Source organism: Burkholderia sp. 28_3 (assembly GCF_003253915.1).
Classification (GTDB): Bacteria; Pseudomonadota; Gammaproteobacteria; order Burkholderiales; family Burkholderiaceae; genus Burkholderia; species Burkholderia cenocepacia.
On sequence record NZ_QKZF01000010.1, the window covers coordinates 25,813 to 44,279 of the forward strand.

The 18,467-nt window shown below is 68.5% G+C and carries 18 protein-coding genes; 4 read left to right on the top strand and 14 right to left on the bottom strand.

Annotated elements, in window-relative coordinates; translation table 11 throughout:
- Nucleotides 1-48: 48 nt before the first annotated feature.
- Nucleotides 49-1,425 carry an MFS transporter gene (locus tag DFS13_RS21135; RefSeq protein WP_006491336.1) on the top strand — a complete coding sequence of 459 codons (1,377 nt, stop codon included), beginning with the start codon at nt 49-51 and terminating at the stop codon, nt 1,423-1,425.
- A gap of 66 nt (nt 1,426-1,491) precedes the next feature.
- On the opposite strand, the gene DFS13_RS21140 is transcribed toward DFS13_RS21135, so the two are convergent.
- On the bottom strand, nt 1,492-2,217 hold the full coding sequence (locus tag DFS13_RS21140) for a site-2 protease family protein (protein WP_111442088.1): 726 nt from the start codon (nt 2,215-2,217) through the stop codon (nt 1,492-1,494).
- Entirely contained in the window at nt 2,214-3,167 is a 954-nt protein-coding gene (locus DFS13_RS21145; protein WP_109342840.1) for a DUF2167 domain-containing protein, read from the bottom strand. The genes DFS13_RS21140 and DFS13_RS21145 overlap by 4 nt, the downstream gene beginning before the upstream one ends.
- Nucleotides 3,168-3,363: 196 nt before the next feature.
- Here DFS13_RS21145 and DFS13_RS21150 point away from each other — a divergent pair, with 196 nt between their 5' ends.
- The gene (locus DFS13_RS21150; RefSeq protein WP_111442089.1) at nt 3,364-4,212 is read left to right on the top strand and encodes a helix-turn-helix domain-containing protein; all 849 of its coding nucleotides are present in this window, start codon (nt 3,364-3,366) and stop codon (nt 4,210-4,212) included.
- A 32-nt stretch (nt 4,213-4,244) separates the two neighbouring features.
- Here the strand turns inward: DFS13_RS21150 and DFS13_RS21155 are convergent, their stop codons facing one another.
- Nucleotides 4,245-4,871 carry a LysE family translocator gene (locus DFS13_RS21155; RefSeq protein WP_034203259.1) on the bottom strand — a complete coding sequence of 209 codons (627 nt, stop codon included), beginning with the start codon at nt 4,869-4,871 and terminating at the stop codon, nt 4,245-4,247.
- Between the two features lie 168 nt (nt 4,872-5,039).
- Between DFS13_RS21155 and DFS13_RS21160 the strand changes: the two genes are divergently transcribed.
- Nucleotides 5,040-5,504, top strand: a complete 465-nt coding sequence (locus tag DFS13_RS21160; protein WP_006494255.1) for an Lrp/AsnC family transcriptional regulator — start codon at nt 5,040-5,042, stop codon at nt 5,502-5,504.
- On the opposite strand, the gene DFS13_RS21165 is transcribed toward DFS13_RS21160, so the two are convergent.
- From DFS13_RS21165 to DFS13_RS21215, 11 genes are all read right to left on the bottom strand, one after another.
- Entirely contained in the window at nt 5,501-6,871 is a 1,371-nt protein-coding gene (locus DFS13_RS21165) for a dihydroorotase (protein WP_080331367.1), read from the bottom strand. The genes DFS13_RS21160 and DFS13_RS21165 overlap by 4 nt on opposite strands.
- 3 nt (nt 6,872-6,874) lie before the next feature.
- Entirely contained in the window at nt 6,875-7,435 is a 561-nt protein-coding gene (locus DFS13_RS21170; protein ID WP_006491343.1) for a carbonate dehydratase, read from the bottom strand.
- Complete coding sequence (locus tag DFS13_RS21175; RefSeq protein WP_006491331.1) at nt 7,435-8,013, bottom strand: 6-carboxytetrahydropterin synthase; 579 nt, start codon at nt 8,011-8,013, stop codon at nt 7,435-7,437. Before DFS13_RS21175 ends, DFS13_RS21170 begins: the two co-directional genes overlap by 1 nt.
- Nucleotides 8,007-8,927, bottom strand: a complete 921-nt coding sequence (gene folE2 / locus DFS13_RS21180; protein ID WP_034203464.1) for a GTP cyclohydrolase FolE2 — start codon at nt 8,925-8,927, stop codon at nt 8,007-8,009. Before folE2 ends, DFS13_RS21175 begins: the two co-directional genes overlap by 7 nt.
- Before the next feature lie 60 nt (nt 8,928-8,987).
- Complete coding sequence (gene zigA / locus DFS13_RS21185; RefSeq protein ID WP_181461625.1) at nt 8,988-10,196, bottom strand: zinc metallochaperone GTPase ZigA; 1,209 nt, start codon at nt 10,194-10,196, stop codon at nt 8,988-8,990.
- Nucleotides 10,197-10,363: 167 nt separating this feature from the next.
- Nucleotides 10,364-11,575 carry an acyl-CoA dehydrogenase family protein gene (locus DFS13_RS21190; RefSeq protein ID WP_059720631.1) on the bottom strand — a complete coding sequence of 404 codons (1,212 nt, stop codon included), beginning with the start codon at nt 11,573-11,575 and terminating at the stop codon, nt 10,364-10,366.
- Nucleotides 11,572-12,414, bottom strand: a complete 843-nt coding sequence (locus DFS13_RS21195) for a hypothetical protein (protein WP_048985319.1) — start codon at nt 12,412-12,414, stop codon at nt 11,572-11,574. The genes DFS13_RS21190 and DFS13_RS21195 overlap by 4 nt, the downstream gene beginning before the upstream one ends.
- A 51-nt stretch (nt 12,415-12,465) precedes the next feature.
- On the bottom strand, nt 12,466-13,122 hold the full coding sequence (locus DFS13_RS21200; protein ID WP_006491339.1) for a methionine ABC transporter permease: 657 nt from the start codon (nt 13,120-13,122) through the stop codon (nt 12,466-12,468).
- Nucleotides 13,115-14,299: a methionine ABC transporter ATP-binding protein gene (locus tag DFS13_RS21205; protein ID WP_111442091.1), complete on the bottom strand. Its 1,185-nt coding sequence runs from the start codon at nt 14,297-14,299 to the stop codon at nt 13,115-13,117. Before DFS13_RS21205 ends, DFS13_RS21200 begins: the two co-directional genes overlap by 8 nt.
- A gap of 18 nt (nt 14,300-14,317) precedes the next feature.
- Complete coding sequence (locus tag DFS13_RS21210) at nt 14,318-15,730, bottom strand: LLM class flavin-dependent oxidoreductase (protein WP_048985323.1); 1,413 nt, start codon at nt 15,728-15,730, stop codon at nt 14,318-14,320.
- 10 nt (nt 15,731-15,740) lie between these two features.
- A complete protein-coding gene (locus tag DFS13_RS21215; RefSeq protein WP_048985325.1) occupies nt 15,741-16,571 on the bottom strand; it encodes a MetQ/NlpA family ABC transporter substrate-binding protein in 831 nt (276 codons plus the stop codon).
- A gap of 434 nt (nt 16,572-17,005) precedes the next feature.
- Here DFS13_RS21215 and DFS13_RS21220 point away from each other — a divergent pair, with 434 nt between their 5' ends.
- Nucleotides 17,006-18,370: a 2-hydroxycarboxylate transporter family protein gene (locus DFS13_RS21220; RefSeq protein ID WP_006481998.1), complete on the top strand. Its 1,365-nt coding sequence runs from the start codon at nt 17,006-17,008 to the stop codon at nt 18,368-18,370.
- Nucleotides 18,371-18,467 lie beyond the last annotated feature (97 nt).

An 18,467-nucleotide genomic window follows, 5' to 3' on the forward strand; every position in this document is an offset into this window, starting at 1 on the left:
CATTCTCAATAAACTTTCGCCTATGTCATACGACGACGTACATTCAAAGTGAGCAATCAACCCTCCCCGCGCGATCTTCCGCTCGACCTCGCGCGCACCGCGCGCCGGACCGCCGTGCGCTACTGGATCCTGGCGATGCTGTTCGTCGTCACGACGCTCAACTATGCGGACCGCGCGACGCTGTCGATTACCGGCACGCCGATCCGCAAGGCGTTCGGCATCGATCCGGTGACGATGGGCTACATCTTCTCGGCGTTCAGCTGGGCGTACGTGCTCGCGCAACTGCCGAGCGGCTGGCTGCTCGACCGCTTCGGCGCGCGGCGCGTGTATGCGGCGAGCATCTTCCTGTGGTCGGCGTTCACGCTGCTGCAGAGCACGATCGGCCTCGGCGGCAGCGCCGCGTTCGCGGTCGCCGCGCTGTTCGCGATGCGCTTCGCGGTCGGCATCGCGGAGGCGCCGGCGTTTCCGGCGAACGCGAAGGTCGTCGCGAGCTGGTTCCCGACGGCCGAGCGCGGCACCGCATCGGCGATCTTCAACGCCGCGCAGTACTTCGCGGCCGTGGTGTTCTCGCCGCTGATGGCCTGGCTCACGCATGCGTACGGCTGGCACCAGGTGTACCTGTGGCTCGGCCTCGCCGGCATCGCGCTCGCATTCCTGTGGCTGCGCGTCGTGAAGGACCCGGCCGACCATCCGGCCGTGAACCGGGCGGAGCTCGACCATATCGAGCAGGGCGGCGGCCTCGTGCGGTCCACCACGCGCGGTAGCGGCGGCGCGTCCGAAGGCAGCCGCGTGGCGGGCTGGTACTACGTGCGCCAGCTGCTGTCGAACCGGATGCTGATCGGCGTGTACCTCGGCCAGTACTGCGTGAACGTGCTCACGTACTTCTTCCTCACGTGGTTCCCGATCTATCTCGTGCAGGCGCGCGGGATGTCGCTGCTGAAGGCCGGCTTCATGACGTCGCTGCCGGCGATCTGCGGGTTCCTCGGCGGCGTGCTCGGCGGGATGCTGTCGGACGCGCTGATCCGCCGCGGCGTTTCGCTGACGCTCGCGCGCAAGATCCCGATCGTCGGCGGGATGCTGCTGTCGATGGTCATCATCGGCTGCAACTACGTCGACAGCGAAGCGCTGGTCATCATGCTGATGGCCGTGTCGTTCTTCGGCAAGGGGATCGGCTCGCTCGGCTGGGCCGTCGTCGCGGATACCGCGCCGAAAGAAGCGATCGGCCTGTCGGGCAGCCTGTTCAACATGTTCGGCAACACGGCGGGCATCGTCGCGCCGATCGCGATCGGCTACCTCGTCGGCGCGAGCGGCTCGTTCAACGGCGCGCTCGTGTTCGTCGGGCTGAACGCGCTCGTTACCGTGTTCAGCTATCTCGTGATCGTGAAGGAGATCAAGCGCGTCGAACTGCGTCATCGCGACGCGTGAGGTTCGACCTTTGAAAAACGGCGGCCGCTTCTTACGCGGCCGCCGTTTTTTTGCATCGGATCGACGTCAGGTCGACGCATGCACGACGCGCAGCATGTCGTGCACACCGGACGTCATCAGCGCGAGGAACACGAGCAGACCGACGTAGCAAAGCGCGTAGGTCGTCTTCGTCTCGATCGACGTCGCGTAGTACACGCGGTTCTCCGGCGCGTCGGGATCGTAGCGCCACGCGCGCTTCAGTTGCGGCAGCGCGAGGATCGCCGTCACGATCAGCAGCGGGCTCGGCCGATACACGAACAGCGCGATCAGCACCGGCACGCCGGCGAACCAGATGCGCGGCGACAGCACCGCGGTGATCCGCCCGCCGTCGAACGGCGACAGCGGAATCATGTTGAACAGATTCAGGAAGAAACCCGTGTACGACAGCGCGAGCAGCAGGTTGCTGTCGGTGTGGCGCGCGGCCGCGTAGCAGGCCAGCGCGCCGAGGGTGCCGACGAACGGCCCGGCGAGGCCGACGTAGGCCTCCGTTTCCGCGTCGTGCGGCATGTCCTTCAACTGGATCCACGCGCCGACGAACGGGATGAAGGTCGGCAGCCCGACGTCGAGCCCGCGCCGCTGCGCGGCGACGTAGTGGCCGGCTTCGTGCACCAGCAGCAACGCGACGAAACCGGCCGCGAAGCGCCAGCCGTAGAACAGCGCGTAGACCGCGATCGACGCGAGCATCGTGCCCGCCGAGACGAGCACCTTGCCGAGCTTCAGGCCGCCGAAGATCAGCAGCAACAGCTTCGTCATTCCTTGCGCTCCGTGGCGGCGGCGTCGGATGCATCCGCGATGGCCGGCGCCGCGGCCGCCTTCGGCTTGCGCCCGAAGAAACGCTTGAGCGCCGCGCCGCCGGCCAGCAGCGCGACCGCGCCGATCTTGAAGAACTTGACCGCGAACGCGCCGATCAGCGCGAGCAGGCCGAGCTTCTTCGCGCCGACGCCGACGATCAGCGCCGCGAGCCCGTACTCGGCGACGTGGTCGGTCGACTGGTTGAAGTCGGCATAGCGCTTGCCGTCGTTGAAACGGATGTTCGACAGCAGTTCGTCGGCCGACGCCTTGTACTTCGGCAGGTCGGCAAGCGTCGACGCCATCGTCAGCGACAGGTAGCCGTCGCGGCCGAGCACGAGCGTCCGGTAGTTCACGCCGTCGTTCGCGGCATTCGGCGCCGCGCCCTTGTCCCGGATGATCGCCGACCACACGAGCCGGTGCGTGGCCGCGTCGTACGCGGGCGCCTTCGCCCAGCCGACCACCTCGGTTTCGGGCAGGCCGCGCGCCTTGCGCGCCGGGTTGTTTTCCTCGGTGCCGGCCTGCAGGCTTTTCAGCAATTCGTCGGGCTTCCAGTCCTTCGCGTCGTCGTCGCGGATGTAGCCGCTCGGCTCGAACGACACGACCGAGATCCAGTCGGCGTCCGGATCGTCGGGCAGCACGAGGCCGACCAGCTTCGCTTCGTCGATCGCGTTGCCCATCGAGCGCAGGTAGCGGCCGGCTTCGGCGGCCGGCACGAACGATTCGCCGGCCTTCAGCTTCAGCACGGCTTCGTGTTTCACGTCGATGTCGGTCGGGCCTTTCACGACCGCTTCGTTGGCGGCCGCGGCGGCGGCCCTCATTTCCACCTGCGCGGCTTCGGTCTGCGCGTGGCCACTGGTCGCGGCGAGTGCGAGCGTCGCCACGCAGGCGAGCCGGACGGCAAGTTTTTTCATTGTTGGATTCCCCTGGAATGCCTTGTTGTCGATATGCGCGGCGTCCGGCCCATGCGTTGTGGTCGCGGGTCCGGCGCCGCCTCTCAGGTGGCACGGGGGCTATGGTAACGCAGCGACTGCGCGCGACCGCGGCGGCACGCGGCGCTTACCTCGCAGGTAATGCCGAAGCGGCGCGAGATTGCCTATCATTCGCTCCATGAACTCGACCGCCACGCTCCATTCGCCCTCCCCGTCCGCCGGCCGCGCGTCCGGCATCGGCCCGCTGCTGCGCACGTGGCGGCAACGCCGGCGCCTGAGCCAGATGGCGCTCGCGCTCGACGCGGAAGTCTCCGCGCGCCACCTGAGCTTCGTCGAATCGGGCCGCGCGCAGCCGAGCCGCGAGATGGTGCTGCATCTCGCCGAACGCCTCGACGTGCCGCTGCGCGAACGCAACGCGCTGCTCGTCGCGGCCGGCTTCGCGCCGCTGTTTCGCGAACGGCCGTTTTCGGACCCGCAACTGGATGCCGCGCGTCATGCGGTCGAAGCCGTGCTGCGCGGGCACGAGCCTTATCCGGCGCTCGCGGTGGACCGCCACTGGACGCTGCTCGCCGCGAACCGGATGCTCGGCGCGCTGGTCGCGCAGGCCGATCCGGCGCTGCTGCAGCCGCCCGTCAACGTGCTGCGACTGAGCCTGCATCCGGACGGCCTCGCGTCGCAGATCGCCAACTGGCACGAATGGCGCGCGCACATCCTGCATCGGTTGCAGCGGCAGATCGATGCGAGCGGCGACCGTACGCTGCATGCGCTGCGCGACGAGCTCGCCGCGTATCCGGCACCGGCCGGCCAGCCCGACGATGCGCACACACGCACCGATTTCGCGGAGATCGCCGTGCCGCTGCGGCTGCGCACGGCGAGCGGCGAACTGACGTTCTTCAGTACGACGACGGTATTCGGCACGCCGGTCGACGTGACGCTGTCGGAACTCGCGATCGAGGCGTTCTTTCCGGCGAATCCGGAAACGGCGGAGGCGATGCGGGCGCTGGCGAACGGGTTGCCGGTGGAGTAACGCCCGCAGGCGTGGCGGCGCCGCGGCCGCGCTCAGCGGCGTTCGAGCGCCAGCTTCACGCCCAGCGCGAGCAAGACTACCCCGCTGACGCGATGCATGCGCGTCAGGATGCGCGGGTTGCGGCGGATCGATGCCGACAGCAGGCCGGCGAACAACGCGACCGGCCCCTTGACGAGAAACGTCAGCCCGGCAAACGTCGCACCCAGCACGAACAGCGACAGCATCGGATGGGGGACGCCGGCCGGCACGAATTGCGGCAGGAACGCCAGATAGAAAAGCGCGACCTTCGGATTGGATACATTGGACAGCGCGCCTTGCGCGAACGTCCGCAGCCGCGATGCCGGCGCATTGCCGTGGCCCGCGAGCGTCAATTCGCCCGTCGAGCGCAACAGCGTGATGCCGAGGTACAGCAGGTACAGCGCGCCCACCATCTTAAGCGCCGTGAACAGCCATTCGGAGGCCTGAAGAAGGGCGCCCAGCCCGAGCGTCGCGAGCATCGTATGCACGAGCAGCCCGACGCTGACACCCGCGGCGGTCACGAGGCCCGCGCGCGTGCCGCCGGACAGCGTGCGCGACATCACGAGGACCATGTCCTGGCCGGGCGTCAGAATGATCAGAAGGGAGGTGGCCATGAACGGCAACCAGGCGACGTGCGGCATCTGGAAACTCCTGAAAGCGGCGCCGCGGCGCGCGGGGATCGCGCGCTTCGGAGGCCGGGCAGTCGTCAGATTATCGGCAATTTCCCGTGGAGATTGGATGCAAAACCGGCTACTTCCGGCTGTTGATTTGGAGTTATTCTCCAATCTTGAGGTTTTCGGTAGCCAAACATGCCAATCAAACTGGATGCAATCGACCGACGCATTCTGCGTGCGTTGCAGCAGAATTCGAACCAGACGAACGCCGACATCGCGCAACAGGCCGGCCTGTCGCCCACGCCGTGCCTGCGCCGCGTTCACCTGCTCGAGGAACAGGGCGTGATCGACGCCTACGTCGCGCTGCTGAACCCGGCAGCCGTCGAGCTGCGCTTCACGGCATTCGTGCGCGTCACGCTGGAGCGTCAGGACAAGACGACGGTCGAACGCTTCGCGCGCGAGATGGAACAGGCGCCCGAAGTGCTCGAGTGCCACCTGATGGCCGGTAGCTACGACTATCTGCTGCGCGTGATCGCGAAGGATCTCGACGACTATCAGCGCTTTCAGATGGAAACGCTCACGCAGATCGAAGGCGTGCGCAACGTCGAAACCGAGATCCCGCTGAAGCGCATCAAGCAGACGGTGCGGTTGCCGATCTAGGTGTCGAGAAACGTCACGGCCTCCCCCGCCGGCTGCCCGTTCAGCGCCTCGTCCCGCACGACGACCTGCCCGCGCACGACCGTATGCACGGGCCACCCCGTGACCGCACAGCCGTCGTACGGCGTCCACCCGCTCACGCTCGCGATCCATGCGTCGCGAATGATCCGCCGCGCGCGCAGGTCGACGATGCTGAAATCGGCGTCGTAGCCCGCCGCGATGCGCCCCTTCCCCTCGATGCCGAAAACGCGCGCCGGCCCGGCGCTCGTCAGGTCGACCAGCCGTTCGAGGCTCAGGCGGCCGGCCTGCACGTGATCGAGCATCAACGGCAGCAGCGTCTGCACGCCGGTCATCCCGCTCGGCGACTGCGGATACGGGCGGCGCTTTTCGTCGCGCGTATGCGGCGCGTGATCGCTGCCGATCACGTCGACCACGCCGTCGCGAACCGCCTGCCACAGCGCATCCCGATGATGCCGTTCGCGCACGGGCGGATTCATCTGCGCGAACGTGCCGAGTCGCTCGTAGCAATCCGGTGCATGCAGGCTCAGGTGATGCGGCGTGACTTCGACCGTCACGCGCCGCCGGTGCCGCGCGAGCAACGCCATTTCATCCGCCGTGGACACGTGCAGCACATGCAGCCGGCGGCCCGCTTGCGCGGCCAGCCCGACGATGCGCCGCGTCGCGGCCAGCGCGCTTTCCGCGTCGCGCCAGCGCGGATGGTCGCGCACGTCGCCGCTCGCTTCCGCGATCGCCTTGCGCTCGCGCAGCCGCGCCTCGTCCTCCGCATGCACGGCCATGCGCCGCCGGCCGTTGCGCAGGATCCGGCGCAGCACGGTTTCGTCGTCGGCCAGCAGATCGCCGAACGAACTGCCCATGAAGACCTTCACCCCCGCGCAGCCGGGCAACCGTTCGAGCACCGGCAGCCGTTCGGCATTCACGGCCGAGCCGCCGATGTAGAACGCATAGTCGCACCACGCACGGCCGCGCGCGAGATCGAGCTTGGCGCCCAGATCCTGCTCGTCCAGCGTCAGCGGATGCGTATTGGGCATCTCGAAGATCGTCGTGACGCCGCCGAGCACCGCGCCGCGCGTGCCGGCCTCGAGGGTCTCCTTGTGCGTGAGCCCCGGTTCGCGGAAATGCACCTGGCTGTCGACCACGCCCGGCAACACGTGCAAGCCGCGCGCATCGAGCAGCACGTCGGCGCTCCACGCGCCGTGCAACGCGCCCAGCGCGACGACGCGGCCATCCGCGCACGCGACGTCGATCCGCTCGGTGCCGCCGGGCGTCATCACCGTGCCGCCGTGCACCAGCAGATCGGCGTGCCGCAGCTTCGATCGGTCGCCCGCTTCCTGTCGCAGCCGCGCGTCCATGCGTCAGAACTCGTTCTGGATGTGCTTGTAACCGAGCACCAGCGCATTGTTCGTGCGCGCGACGTCCTCGGAGAAATCGCTCGCGTCGGCCGTCACCTGCGGCAGCGCGGCGAGGTCCGTTTCGGGCCCGATGCGTTCGGTCGAGCGCACGTAGAAGCCCGGCGGCAGGTGGCAGCCGTCGACGACCGCGTTGTAGCGCACCACGCAGCCGTCGTCGATCGTGCAGTTGAACAGCACGCTGTTGAAGCCGACGAACACGCCGTCGCCGACCTTGCACGGCCCGTGGACGATCGCGCGATGCGCGATCGACGTGTGCCGGCCGATCGTCACGCTCGCACCCGATTTCGAGTGGATCACGACGCCGTCCTGGATGTTCGAATGCGCGCCGATCACGATCGGCGCGATCTGGCCGTCGGCATCCGTTTCGTCGGCACGGATCACCGCGTACGGGCCGATGAACACGTTCTCCTCGACGATCACGTGCCCGCACAGGATGGCGGTCGGGTCGACGAACGCGTTCGGATGAATCGTCGGCAGATCGCCGCGCGGGTTCTTTCGGATCATCAGGATTCCTGCCTGGAAAGGACATGACTGCGCTTGAGCCGCTCGAACAGGCCCGGATCGCGCCACTGCGCGACGATGGCCGGCGCGAACACGATCGCGTCGAGATCGATGCGGCCCATGCGCGGGTTGAATGCGTCGTCGCGGAAGCACTGCGCGTAGCCGGTCTCGGTCTCGTGAACGATCACCGAATGCAGTCGCACGTCGGCTTCGCCGTTCGACATCGGCGTGCCCGACAGCGCGGCATCGACGAGCCGGAACAGCACGCGCGAGAACTGCTCGGCGCTCGGCGACACCGGCAGCAGCACCCAGCGCTCCGAATGCCGGCGCATGCTTTCGACATAGCGCGGATCGTCGTCCGACCACAGCGTCACCGCATGGTCGAACGCGTCGATCAGGTCGCGCACGTCGCCCTTGAGCAGCCCGAAGTCGTAGATCATCTGCCCGTGGTCCAGCGCATGCGCTTCGAGCAGCAACTCGACACGGTACGAATGACCATGGATCGAATGCGAGCAGCGCCGCGTGCTGCAGCCGCGCACGACGTGCGCATTCTCGAAGCGGAACAGCTTGCGGATCAGCATGCGTCGGCCCCCTCGCGCAGCGGAGCGGCCCATGCCACCGCATCGTGCGGATGCAGGCTTTCGAGATGGCGCACGCGCACGCGCGGGCCCGCATGATGGCCTTCCAGCGCGGCCTGCACGCGGCGCGCGGCATCCTCGACGAACATCAGGTTGCCGCCGTTCAGCACCGCGAACGCCTGCTCGTCCGCACGCTTGACGGCCGTCTGCACCGGCGTGCCGAGCGCCTGCTCGACGCGATCGATCAGGCCGATCAGCCCCAGCGTCGCGCCATCGGCGGGCAGCGCCACGCTGACGACGGCTTCGCTGCGCTGGCTGTGCGGCGTGGCGGCCGTCGCATGCTGTTTCAGCCATGCGGCGACCGCTGCCGGGTCCACGCGATCCTCGCGGCCGAACGCCGTCAGGAACGCCTGTTCGATCCAGTGCCGCGACAACGCGGCCGAACACGGGCACGTCGACGAATAGACGACCGTCACCTGCGCGCGCAACGCGAATGCGTCGCCGGCCAGCGTCGCGTCGACCCGCACCGGATAGGCCTTCCAGCCGCTCAGCCCGTCGGTCACGAGCGCCGTGCGGCGGGCCAGCAGGTCGAAGTGCAGCCGCACGCGTGCGCTGCGCGTATCGCAGTCGCGGTGGCTGTCGACCATCGCGCGCAGCACGCGCTGCAGGCCGGCCGGCGACAGCGCTTCGCCGTCGGCCAGCCAGTCGAGCAGCCAGTACAGCCGCGACATGTGAATGCCTTTCACCTGCGGCGCAGGCAGATCGACCTGCACGTCGGCACGCGCATGCACGTCGCGCCGGCAGCCGGGCTCCGCCACGACGACGGGCAGGTCGATGCCCTGCATGCCGACCCATTCCAGCGGGCGGTGCCCCGGCGCGACATCGGTCAGGGAAATATCGGGAAGCGCTGCGTTCATGCTTGACATCCGGTGGAGCGCCTTCTCCATCCGGATCGATGCAGGAAGCGCGCGTTCAGGTCAGGGCCAGTCGCGAAACGGGTTGTTCCACGTGGTCCATTGTTCGGGGCCGGTCGCCATCTCGGCGTCGGTCAGCAGACACGCGTCGAAGCGCGCGCGCAACGCCGGCTCGTCCATGTCCATGCCGATCAGCACGAGTTCCTGCCGGGCGTCGCCGACATGCTCGTCCCAGCGCGCGCGGATCTGCGCGACGGCTTCCGGGTCCTGCGGCCAACGCTCGGGCGGCACGGCCGCCCACCAGTGGCCGGCCGGCCCGTGCCGCGCGACCGCGCCCGCCTGCGACCACGAACCGGCGACGGCCGGATGCGTGGCCAGCCAGAAGAACCCCTTCGAGCGGACGACGCCCGGCCATTCGCTCTCGACGAGATCGAAGAAGCGCTGCGGATGGAACGGCCGCCGCGCGCGATAGACGAAACTGCGGATCCCGTATTCGTCGGTCTCCGGCGTGTGCGTGCCGCGCAGTTCCTGCAGCCAGCCCGGCGCGCGCGACGCCGCGTCGAAGTCGAACAGGCCGGTGTCGAGCACACGTTCGAGCGGCACCTTGCCGAATTCGGCGATCTCGATCCGCGCACGCGGGTTCAGCCCGCGCAGCAGCGCGACCAGCCGCTCGCGTGCGCTGCAGTCGATCAGGTCGATCTTGTTGATCACGAGCACGTCGCAGAACTCGATCTGGTCGATCAGCAGATCGACGACCGTGCGCGCGTCCTCGTCGCCCATCGATTCGCCGCGCGCTTGCAGGCTGTCGCGCGACGCGTAATCGCGCAGGAAATTGAACGCGTCGACCACCGTCACCATCGTGTCGAGCCGCGCGACTTCGCCGAGGCTGCGGCCGTCCTCGCCTTCGAACGTGAACGTCTCGGCCACCGGCAGCGGCTCCGAGATGCCGGTCGATTCGATCACGAGCTGATCGAAGCGCCCTTCGCGCGCGAGCCGGTCAACCTCGATCAGCAGATCCTCGCGCAGCGTGCAGCAAATGCAGCCGTTGCTCATCTCGACCAGCTTCTCGTCGGTGCGCGACAGCCCCGCGCCGCCGTCGCGCACGAGCGCGGCGTCGATGTTGACCTCCGACATGTCGTTGACGATGACCGCGACGCGCCGGCCCTCGCGATTGTTGAGGATGTGGTTGAGCAGCGTCGTCTTGCCGGCGCCGAGAAAGCCGGACAGGACGGTCACGGGAAGCCGCGTGGACGGGTGAAGGGCGGGGCTCATCGGGCGATTCCGGAACAGGACGTTGAGGATGAAATGATATATTGTATCGCTACGATATAACATATCATTCCAGGCGTCCAGCAGCCCGGCATCATCGATGCGGCGACAGCGAGGGCGGCAGGAAGGCCGCGGTACGCGGGGCCGTGCCGGCAGCGCCCCGCTGCGTATTACGTATAGAGCGACGCCGGCGGCAATGCGTCGGTCAGCGCGAACCGGCCCACGTCGCGCAGCCGGTAGTCGAGCGGATCATGGAGCGTATGCGTGCGGGCGTTCCGCCAGAAGCGGTCGAGGCCGAGCGACGCGGCCGTCGCGCGCGCGCCGCATGCGTCGAACAGCGCCTCGCCGTTGTCGAGCGCCGCGCGCTGCGCGACGATCTTCGCTTCCGACACCGCGAGTGCGACTTCGGCGCGTTCGTCGGCCGTCAGCGCATCCTGCCGCGCCCACGCGTGCTGCAACGCGTGGGCCGCGCGATCGGCCAGCGCCGCCGCGGCGACCGCACGCACGCGCATGTCGCCGAAGCGCTGCAGCGTGTACGGATCGTCCTCGGCCCGCTCGACGTCCGAGTGAATCCACGGGCGGCCGTGCTGCCGCACGTAGTCGCGCGCCTCGGCCAGCGCACCTTCCGCGAGACCGACGAACAGGTTCGTCAGCACGAGCTGCGACACGAGCGTGCGCAGCGTCGCGCGCGGCGTCGGCGGCGCTTCCGACCGATGCAGCACCTCGTCGGCCGCGAGCGTCACGCCGTCGAAGCGCACGCTGCCGCTGTCGGTCTGGCGCTGGCCGACCGGATCCCAGTCGTCGTTCACGGTGATCCCGGCCCGATCGGTCGGCACCACGCCGAACACGGTGCGGCCGATGGCCGGATCGTGCGCGGATACCGTCATCCGCTGCGAGCCGCGCGTGCCGGAACAGAAGCCCTTCACGCCGTCGAGCCGGTAGCCGCCGTCGGGCGTGGCCGTGGCCACGAGCCGCGTGTCGAGCGGATTGACCGCGTTGCCCCACCACCAGCGCCCGTCGACCGTGCCGCGCAGGTAGCGTTCGCGCTGCGCGGCGTTGCCCCACACGTCGACGCTCACCACCTGCAGGCACTGGAACCCGACGAGATGCGCGAGCGCGCTGTCGACCCGCGCGACCTGCCGGATCACGTCGTAGATCGCGGGCCACGCCGCCTCCTGGCCGCCGAACGCGCGCGGAACCGCGAGCGTCAGCAAACCTGCGTCGGCGAGCCACTGCTTTTCCTGGGCGGCGTGACCGCCCGCGCGGTCGCGCTCGGCGGCGCTCACGCGCAGCGCGTCGATCGCGCGCGCCAGCGCAGCGCGGTCGACGGCCGGTGCATCGGTATCCGGCGCCAGCGTCGCCGGGCCGCGGGGATCGTTCATGCGACAGCTTCCTGTTCAACGGTTTCGCCCGACAGCGGGACGAGCGCGCCGAGCTGACGGCCGGTCAGCCGCGACAGGATCTCGCGCCGCCAGTCGTCGTAGATCGCACGATATTCGGCGATATCCGCGCCGAACACCAGTGCGGTATGCGCGTACTCGTCGTGCAAATAGCCGTCGAGCCGCGCCTGGGTTTCCTCGTCGGCCGCGATCACGCGATCGATCAGTGCGTCGCGCTCGGCGGCCGGCAACGCCTGCAGCGTGTCGAACCACCACTGGACGATCTGCACGCGGTGCCACTCCTCGTCCGGCCGGATCCGGTTCTCGCCGTGCTCGCGCATCGCACTGTCGCCGATGCGGCCGGTCTTGCGCTGGATCCACAGCTTCGCGAGGATGTGCAGCTCGTAATGCCATTCGAACGCGAGAAAGCCCGCGACGTCGCGCACCGCGATGTCGCCGACGCGTGCCCAGTGCGCGGCGACCAGCCGGTCGACTTCCGGCAGCGGATCGCGCCCGGTGAGCGCGGTCACGCGTTCGCGGCCGATCACCGCGTGCGCGCCGTCGTCGCCCAACTGGCGCGACAGGATCAACTGGAAATGCGGATCGTCGCGGAACAGCGTGTCGATCGCCTTCGCGACGACCTGCACGATGAACAGGTCGTGCGACGCCATCTTCGTGTAGTAGTCGGCGACGGCGGCCAGCTCGTCGCCGTCGCGCGGCTCGCGCGGCGGGGTCGCCAGCTTGTCGGGGAAGTCCGGACGATGGCGTCGCGCCACCTCAAGAAACAGCGCTTCCTCGAATTGTCCGTTCCATTCGCGCGGCGCGCCGATGGGCAAGGTCATGATTTTTCTCTCAGGATCAGGAATGAAGCGAGCGGACGCTCGTGGCGTCGCTCAGGTGCGCCGGGTCACGCGTCGGACCAGGCGGTCGCCCGTGATTTGCACGGCCGAGACGAGCGCGATCAGGATCACGATCACGGTCGCCATGACGGTGGTGTCGAAACGTTGATAGCCGTAGCGGATCGCGAGATCGCCGAGCCCGCCCGCGCCGACGGCGCCCGCCATCGCGGTCGAGCCGATCAGCGCGACGACGGTGATCGTGAAGCCGCCGAGCATGCCGGGCAACGCTTCGGGCAGCAGCACGTGCCACACGATGTGGCGGCGCTTCGCGCCCATCGCGAGCGCGGCCTCGATCAGCCCGCGATCGACTTCGCGCAGGCTCACTTCGGCGATTCGCGCGAAGAACGGGATCGCGGCGATCGATAGCGGCACGACGGCCGCCCACACGCCGATCGTCGTGCCGATCAGCACGCGCGTGAACGGCAGCAGCGCGACCAGCAGGATGATGAACGGCGTCGAGCGGAACACGTTGACGAGCGCGCCGAGCACCGCGTTCACGCCGCGCCGCGCATAGATGCCGCCGGGCGCGGTGGTCACGAGGATCACCGCGAGCGGAATGCCGATCAGCGCCGCGATCGCGGCCGATGCGGCGACCATCGACAGCGTGTCGCGGATCGCGTCGAGCAGTTCGGGCCACCAGAGGTCAAACATAGCCGAGCACCTCCGCGTGATTCGCATGGCGGCGCGCACGTTCGAGCAGCGCGGCGACCGCACCGCCGCGCGCCGCCGACGGGCCGGCGTCGTCCGCCCGCGGCGTCGCGGCGATCACGAGCCGCCCCTGCGCGTGCCCCTGGATGCGTTCGATGCCGCCGTGCAGGAACCGCACGGAGCCGCCGAGCGCCGCCGCGAGCGCACCGACATCCGGCTCGCCGCCGCTCTCGCCCGTATAGCGGACGTCGAGCACGATCTGTGCGCCGTCGGGCAGCGCGGCCTGCTCGGGCAGCGGCCGCACCCGCGCGGCCAGTTCGGCCGGCAAGTCGTGCTGCAGCGTGCTCAGCAGCGCGCGCGTTGCGCCGTGGCGCGGATCGCCGAACACGCGCCACACCGGGCCGGTTTCGACGACTTCGCCCTGTTCGATCACCGCGACCGTGTCGCACACCGCGCGGATCACCTCCATCTCGTGCGTGATCAGCACGATCGTCAGCCCGAGACGGCGGTTGATGTCGGCGAGCAGCGCGAGGATCGATTGCGTGGTTTCCGGATCGAGCGCCGACGTCGCTTCGTCGCACAGCAGCACTTCGGGATCGTGCACCAGCGCCCGCGCGATGCCGACGCGCTGCTTCTGCCCGCCCGACAGGCTCGCCGGATACGCGTCGCGCTTCGCGGCGAGCCCGACGAGCTCGAGCAGCGCCTCGACCTTGCGCACGCGCTCGGCCTTCGGCACGCCGGCGATCTTCAGTGGCAGCGCGACGTTCTCGAACACCGTCTTCGCGGACAGCAGGTTGAAATGCTGGAACACCATGCCGGTGCGACGACGCAACGCGACGAGGCCATCCTCGTCGAGCGCGCCGACGTCGACGCCCTGCACGCGCACGCGGCCCGAACTCGGCCGCTCGAGGCCGTTCAGGAGCCGCAGCAACGTCGACTTGCCGGCGCCGCTGCGGCCGATGATCCCGAACACCTCGCCGCGCCGCACGTCGAGCGTCACGTCGCGCAGCGCGGCGGCGTGGCCGCGCGGTGTCGCGAATACCTTGCCGACCTGTTCCAGCGACACGGCCGCGCCGCCGGCCGGCGTCACGGCTTCCTCATGTGCCGCTGCATCGGTACCGGTACCGGCGCGCACGGCCGATGCCTCGATGAAACCCAGCGTATCGAACAATTGCGTCATCGCTTCGCTCCGTCACGTTCAGGCATGCGCGGGGTGCGCGGGTTCGGCTGCGGCCGCCGGCCGGTGCTGCGCACCGGTATGCCACGCGGGCAGGCGCGGCCCCGCACCGAACAGCTTCTCGCGCAGCGTCGGCGCGGGATCGTAGTCTTCCTTGTAGACGCCGCGGTTCTGCAGCTCGGGCACGACCCAGTCGACGAAATCCTCGAACGACTCGGGCATCACGGTGCGCGTCAGGTTGAAGCCGTCGATGCCGGTCTCGTCGATCCACGACTGCAGCTCGTCCGCGACCTGCGACGGCGAGCCGACGATCGGCGCATAGCGGCCGCCGAGCGACATCTGCTCGAGCATGCGGCGCACGGTCCACGTGCCGGTCGTGCTCTTCTTCGAGATCGCGTCGACGGCCGACTGGATCGAATCGGTCTTCACGTACGAGATCGGCTCGTCGAGGCCGTACTTCGAGAAGTCGATGCCGGTCGAGCTCGCGAAATGCGCGAGGCCGGCTTCCGGGCTCGCGTAGCGCCGGTACTCGTCGAATTTCTCGCGGGCGAGCAATTCGGTCTCGGCCGTCACGACGCTCACGCCGGCAAAGATCCTGATCGACGCCGGGTCGCGCCCCTGCCGCGCGGCGGCCGCGCGGATGTCGAGCGCCGCCGCGCGTGCGGCCGCCTTGCTCTGCCCGTTCACGAACACGCATTCCGCGTGGCGCCCCGCGAACTCGACGCCGCGCGCGGACGAGCCGGCCTGGTACAGCACCGGCGTGCGCTGCAGCGACGGTTCGCTCAGGTGAATCGCATCGACCGAATAGAACTGCCCGTCGTGCTTCACGCGCCGCACCTTGCCCGGCTGCGCGAACACGCGCGCCTGCGCGTCGCGGATCACCGCATCGTCGTCCCAGCTCTGTTCCCACAGCTTGTAGACGACGTCCATGTAGTCGTCGGCGCGCTCGTAGCGGTCGTCGTGGCCGATCTGCTGCGCGAGGCCCATCCCGCGCGCGGCGCTGTCGAGGTAGCCGGTGACGATGTTCCAGCCCACGCGCCCTTTCGTCAGATGATCGAGCGTCGACATGCGGCGCGCGAACAGGTACGGCGGCTCGTAGGTCAGGTTCGCGGTCACGCCGAAGCCGAGATGCCGCGTGACCTGCGCCATCGCCGGCACGAGCAAGAGCGGATCGTTGACGGGCACCTGCACCGATTCGCGCAGCGCGGCGTCGGGCCCGCCGCCGAACACGTCGTACACGCCGACGATGTCCGCGAGAAAGATCCCGTCGAACTTGCCGCGCTCCAGCGTCCTCGCGAGATCGGCCCAGTAGTCGAGATCGGTGTAATGCGCGGAGCGGTCGCGCGGATGCGTCCACAGCCCGTGGTTGATGTGCCCGACGCAGTTCATGTTGAACGCGTTGAGCAGGATCTTCTTGCGGTTCGCCGTCGTCATGCCGCCTCCGTCACCACGCGATCGCGTACAGCGAGCCGAACGCGTTGTCGAGCGCACGGCGCACCGCCGGCGAGTGCTGGTAGATCGCGATGAACTTGCGGATGCGCGGATCGTTCGCGCTCTCGGGCCGCACGACCCACTGGATCGCGAAGTTCTTGTTCTCGGTGCCGTCGAACAGCAGCGCGCTGTTCGGGTCGGTCGTGCCGGCGAGCTTGATGAAGCTCGGGTAACCCTGCGCGAGATCGACGTCGTCGAGCGAACGCGCGAGCTGCGACGCTTCGAGCGGGATGATCTTCAGGTGCTTCGGGTTGGCGACGATGTCGTGCGTGGTCGCGCGGTAGTCGGCGCCCGGCTTCAGCGTGATGAGCCCCGCGCGCTGCAGCAGCAACAGCCCGCGCCCGCCATTGACCGGATCGTTCGCGATCGCGACGCGCGCGCCGTCCTTCAGCTCGGCGAAGCTTTTCACCTTCTTCGAATAGAGACCGATCTTCATGATCGTGCCGGGCGCGATCGAGATGAAGTTGTAGCCGCCCTGCTTCTTCGCGTTCTCGAGAAACGGGATGTGCTGGAAGTAGTTGACGTCGATGTCCTTGTTCGCGAGCGCCGCGTTCGGCGTATTCCAGTCGGTGAATTCGACGATCTTCACGTCGAGCCCCTGCTCCTTCGCCTCCTTCGCGGCGATCTTCAGCGCCTCGATCTGCGGGCTGGTCGAGATTCCGACCTTCAGCGGCGCGGTGTCGGCGCGCGCGCCGTTCAGCAGCACGACGCCGAGCAGCGCGGTCGTCACCAGGCGGGCCAGGCGGCCGGCGGAAAAGCGGGCGGAAAAAACGGGATGCAGCATGGAAACCACTCTCCTGTCCAAAGACGGTATCGACGGATGAGCGACGCCGCGGCGAACGCGCGGGCGTTCTCCGGACAGTCGTCATCGCATCGGAAAAGGATCAGCCGATGATAGAGAGCGGCGGGAAGGCGGTCTACGAAGCGATTGTGCGAAGAAAATCGCGCGCGGCGATATGGCCGGCGGTACGGCGGACGGCGGGCCTGGCCGCGCACCCCGGCCGCCGCCAGGCCGAAATCTCGGCCTGAGCGCCGCGCCGATTCCGAAATCTCGGCCAGCTTGCCCGGAAAACCCTTTCCGCAGACGAAACAAATCCCTTATGAATCAATGCATTAAAAATATTCCGGCAGGCCGTCATGCTGGCACGGGGGTTGCGTAATAGACGGCACACGATGCCGCGAAGCGATGCAGGCATTCCAAACATCAGGAGACACGTCTTGCAGACCTCTATCCAAACCCCGTCCCATCCGGAGCCGCTTGCCGCGGCCGGTCCCGCCACGCGCGAACGCTTCTGGCCGGAAGGCTGGTGGAAGCTGATGGAAATCCGCATCGGCATCATCCCGCTGCCGGTCTACGTGATCCTGTTCGGGCTGATCGTCGGCTTCGCGGTCACGGGCAAGGTGCCCGGCGAAATCTCGATGGCGATCGCCGTCCTCGCGTTCTTCGGCTTCACCTGCGCCGAACTCGGCAAGCGCCTGCCGCTCTTGCGCAACATCGGCGCGGCCGCGATCTTCGCGACCTTCGTGCCGTCGGCGCTCACGTACTACCACGTGCTGCCGAAGCCGGTGCTGAACCTCACCGTCGAGTTCACGAAGTCGACCAACTTCCTGTACCTGTTCATCGCGTCGATCATCGTCGGCAGCATCCTGAGCATGGACCGCCGCGTGCTGATCCAGGGCTTCGTGAAGATCTTCATTCCGCTCGCGGCCGGGTCGGTCGCCGCGGCGATCGTCGGCACGGCGGTCGGCACCGCGCTCGGCCTCGGCGCGCGCCACACGCTGCTGTACATCGTCGTGCCGATCATGGCGGGCGGCGTCGGCGAAGGCGCGATTCCGCTGTCGATCGGCTATTCGGAACTGATGCACCTGCCGCAGGGCGAGATGTTCGCGATGGTGCTGCCGCCGGTGATGCTCGGCAGCCTGACCGCGATCATCCTGTCGGGCGCGCTCGACATGCTCGGCAAGCGCCTGCCGCACCTGACCGGCAACGGCCGCCTGCAGGTCGGCGAAAGCGGCGACATGACGCCGGAAAGCGAAGAGATCCGCGGCCACGTCGACGTCACGCACATCGCGGGCGCCGGCATCACCGCGATCACGCTGTACCTCGTCGGCCTGATGGCGCACAAGCTGTTCGGCCTGCCCGCGCCGGTCGCGATGCTGTTCCTCGCGGTGCTGGTGAAGCTCGCGCGTGCGGTGTCGCCGCCGCTGCAGGAAGGCGCGTTCGTCGTCTACAAGTTCTTCTCGACCGCCGTCACGTATCCGCTGCTGTTCGCGATCGGCGTCGCGATGACGCCGTGGGACAAGCTGACCGCCGCGTTCACGCTCGTCAACGTGGTCACGATCGTGTCGACCGTCGCGACGTTGATGGGCACCGGTTTCGTGGTCGGCCGCCTGCTGAAGATGTACCCTATCGACACCGCAATCGTGAACGCCTGCCACAGCGGGCAAGGCGGCACCGGCGACGTCGCGATCCTGACCGCCGCGAACCGGATGCAGCTGATGCCGTTCGCGCAGATCGCCACCCGCATCGGCGGCGCGATCGTCGTCACGGTGACGCTGATCCTGGTCGCGCACTTCGGATAACGCGCGGCCGCGCGCCCCGTCGCGCCGGCTGCCTCGCACGCGCCGCCGCCGGCCTTGGCCGGTGCGCGGCGCGCGTCGTTCAACGCGGCCAGGGCCG

What these genes read in the sequence shown, in the direction of transcription:
- DFS13_RS21140 (WP_111442088.1), bottom strand. Translation starts at nt 2,217, where the DNA reads ATGACGAAGCTGTTGCTGCTGATCTTCGGCGGCCTGAAGCTCGGCAAG.
- folE2 (WP_034203464.1), bottom strand. Translation starts at nt 8,927, where the DNA reads ATGAACGCAGCGCTTCCCGATATTTCCCTGACCGATGTCGCGCCGGGG.
- DFS13_RS21190 (WP_059720631.1), bottom strand. Translation starts at nt 11,575, where the DNA reads ATGAACGATCCCCGCGGCCCGGCGACGCTGGCGCCGGATACCGATGCA.
- DFS13_RS21175 (WP_006491331.1), bottom strand. Translation starts at nt 8,013, where the DNA reads ATGCTGATCCGCAAGCTGTTCCGCTTCGAGAATGCGCACGTCGTGCGC.
- DFS13_RS21155 (WP_034203259.1), bottom strand. Translation starts at nt 4,871, where the DNA reads ATGCCGCACGTCGCCTGGTTGCCGTTCATGGCCACCTCCCTTCTGATC.
- DFS13_RS21210 (WP_048985323.1), bottom strand. Translation starts at nt 15,730, where the DNA reads ATGACGACGGCGAACCGCAAGAAGATCCTGCTCAACGCGTTCAACATG.
- DFS13_RS21215 (WP_048985325.1), bottom strand. Translation starts at nt 16,571, where the DNA reads ATGCTGCATCCCGTTTTTTCCGCCCGCTTTTCCGCCGGCCGCCTGGCC.
- DFS13_RS21165 (WP_080331367.1), bottom strand. Translation starts at nt 6,871, where the DNA reads ATGGACGCGCGGCTGCGACAGGAAGCGGGCGACCGATCGAAGCTGCGG.
- DFS13_RS21145 (WP_109342840.1), bottom strand. Translation starts at nt 3,167, where the DNA reads ATGAAAAAACTTGCCGTCCGGCTCGCCTGCGTGGCGACGCTCGCACTC.
- DFS13_RS21195 (WP_048985319.1), bottom strand. Translation starts at nt 12,414, where the DNA reads ATGACCTTGCCCATCGGCGCGCCGCGCGAATGGAACGGACAATTCGAG.
- DFS13_RS21200 (WP_006491339.1), bottom strand. Translation starts at nt 13,122, where the DNA reads ATGTTTGACCTCTGGTGGCCCGAACTGCTCGACGCGATCCGCGACACG.
- DFS13_RS21170 (WP_006491343.1), bottom strand. Translation starts at nt 7,435, where the DNA reads ATGATCCGAAAGAACCCGCGCGGCGATCTGCCGACGATTCATCCGAAC.
- DFS13_RS21205 (WP_111442091.1), bottom strand. Translation starts at nt 14,299, where the DNA reads ATGACGCAATTGTTCGATACGCTGGGTTTCATCGAGGCATCGGCCGTG.
- DFS13_RS21160 (WP_006494255.1), top strand. Translation starts at nt 5,040, where the DNA reads ATGCCAATCAAACTGGATGCAATCGACCGACGCATTCTGCGTGCGTTG.
- DFS13_RS21150 (WP_111442089.1), top strand. Translation starts at nt 3,364, where the DNA reads ATGAACTCGACCGCCACGCTCCATTCGCCCTCCCCGTCCGCCGGCCGC.
- zigA (WP_181461625.1), bottom strand. Translation starts at nt 10,196, where the DNA reads ATGAGCCCCGCCCTTCACCCGTCCACGCGGCTTCCCGTGACCGTCCTG.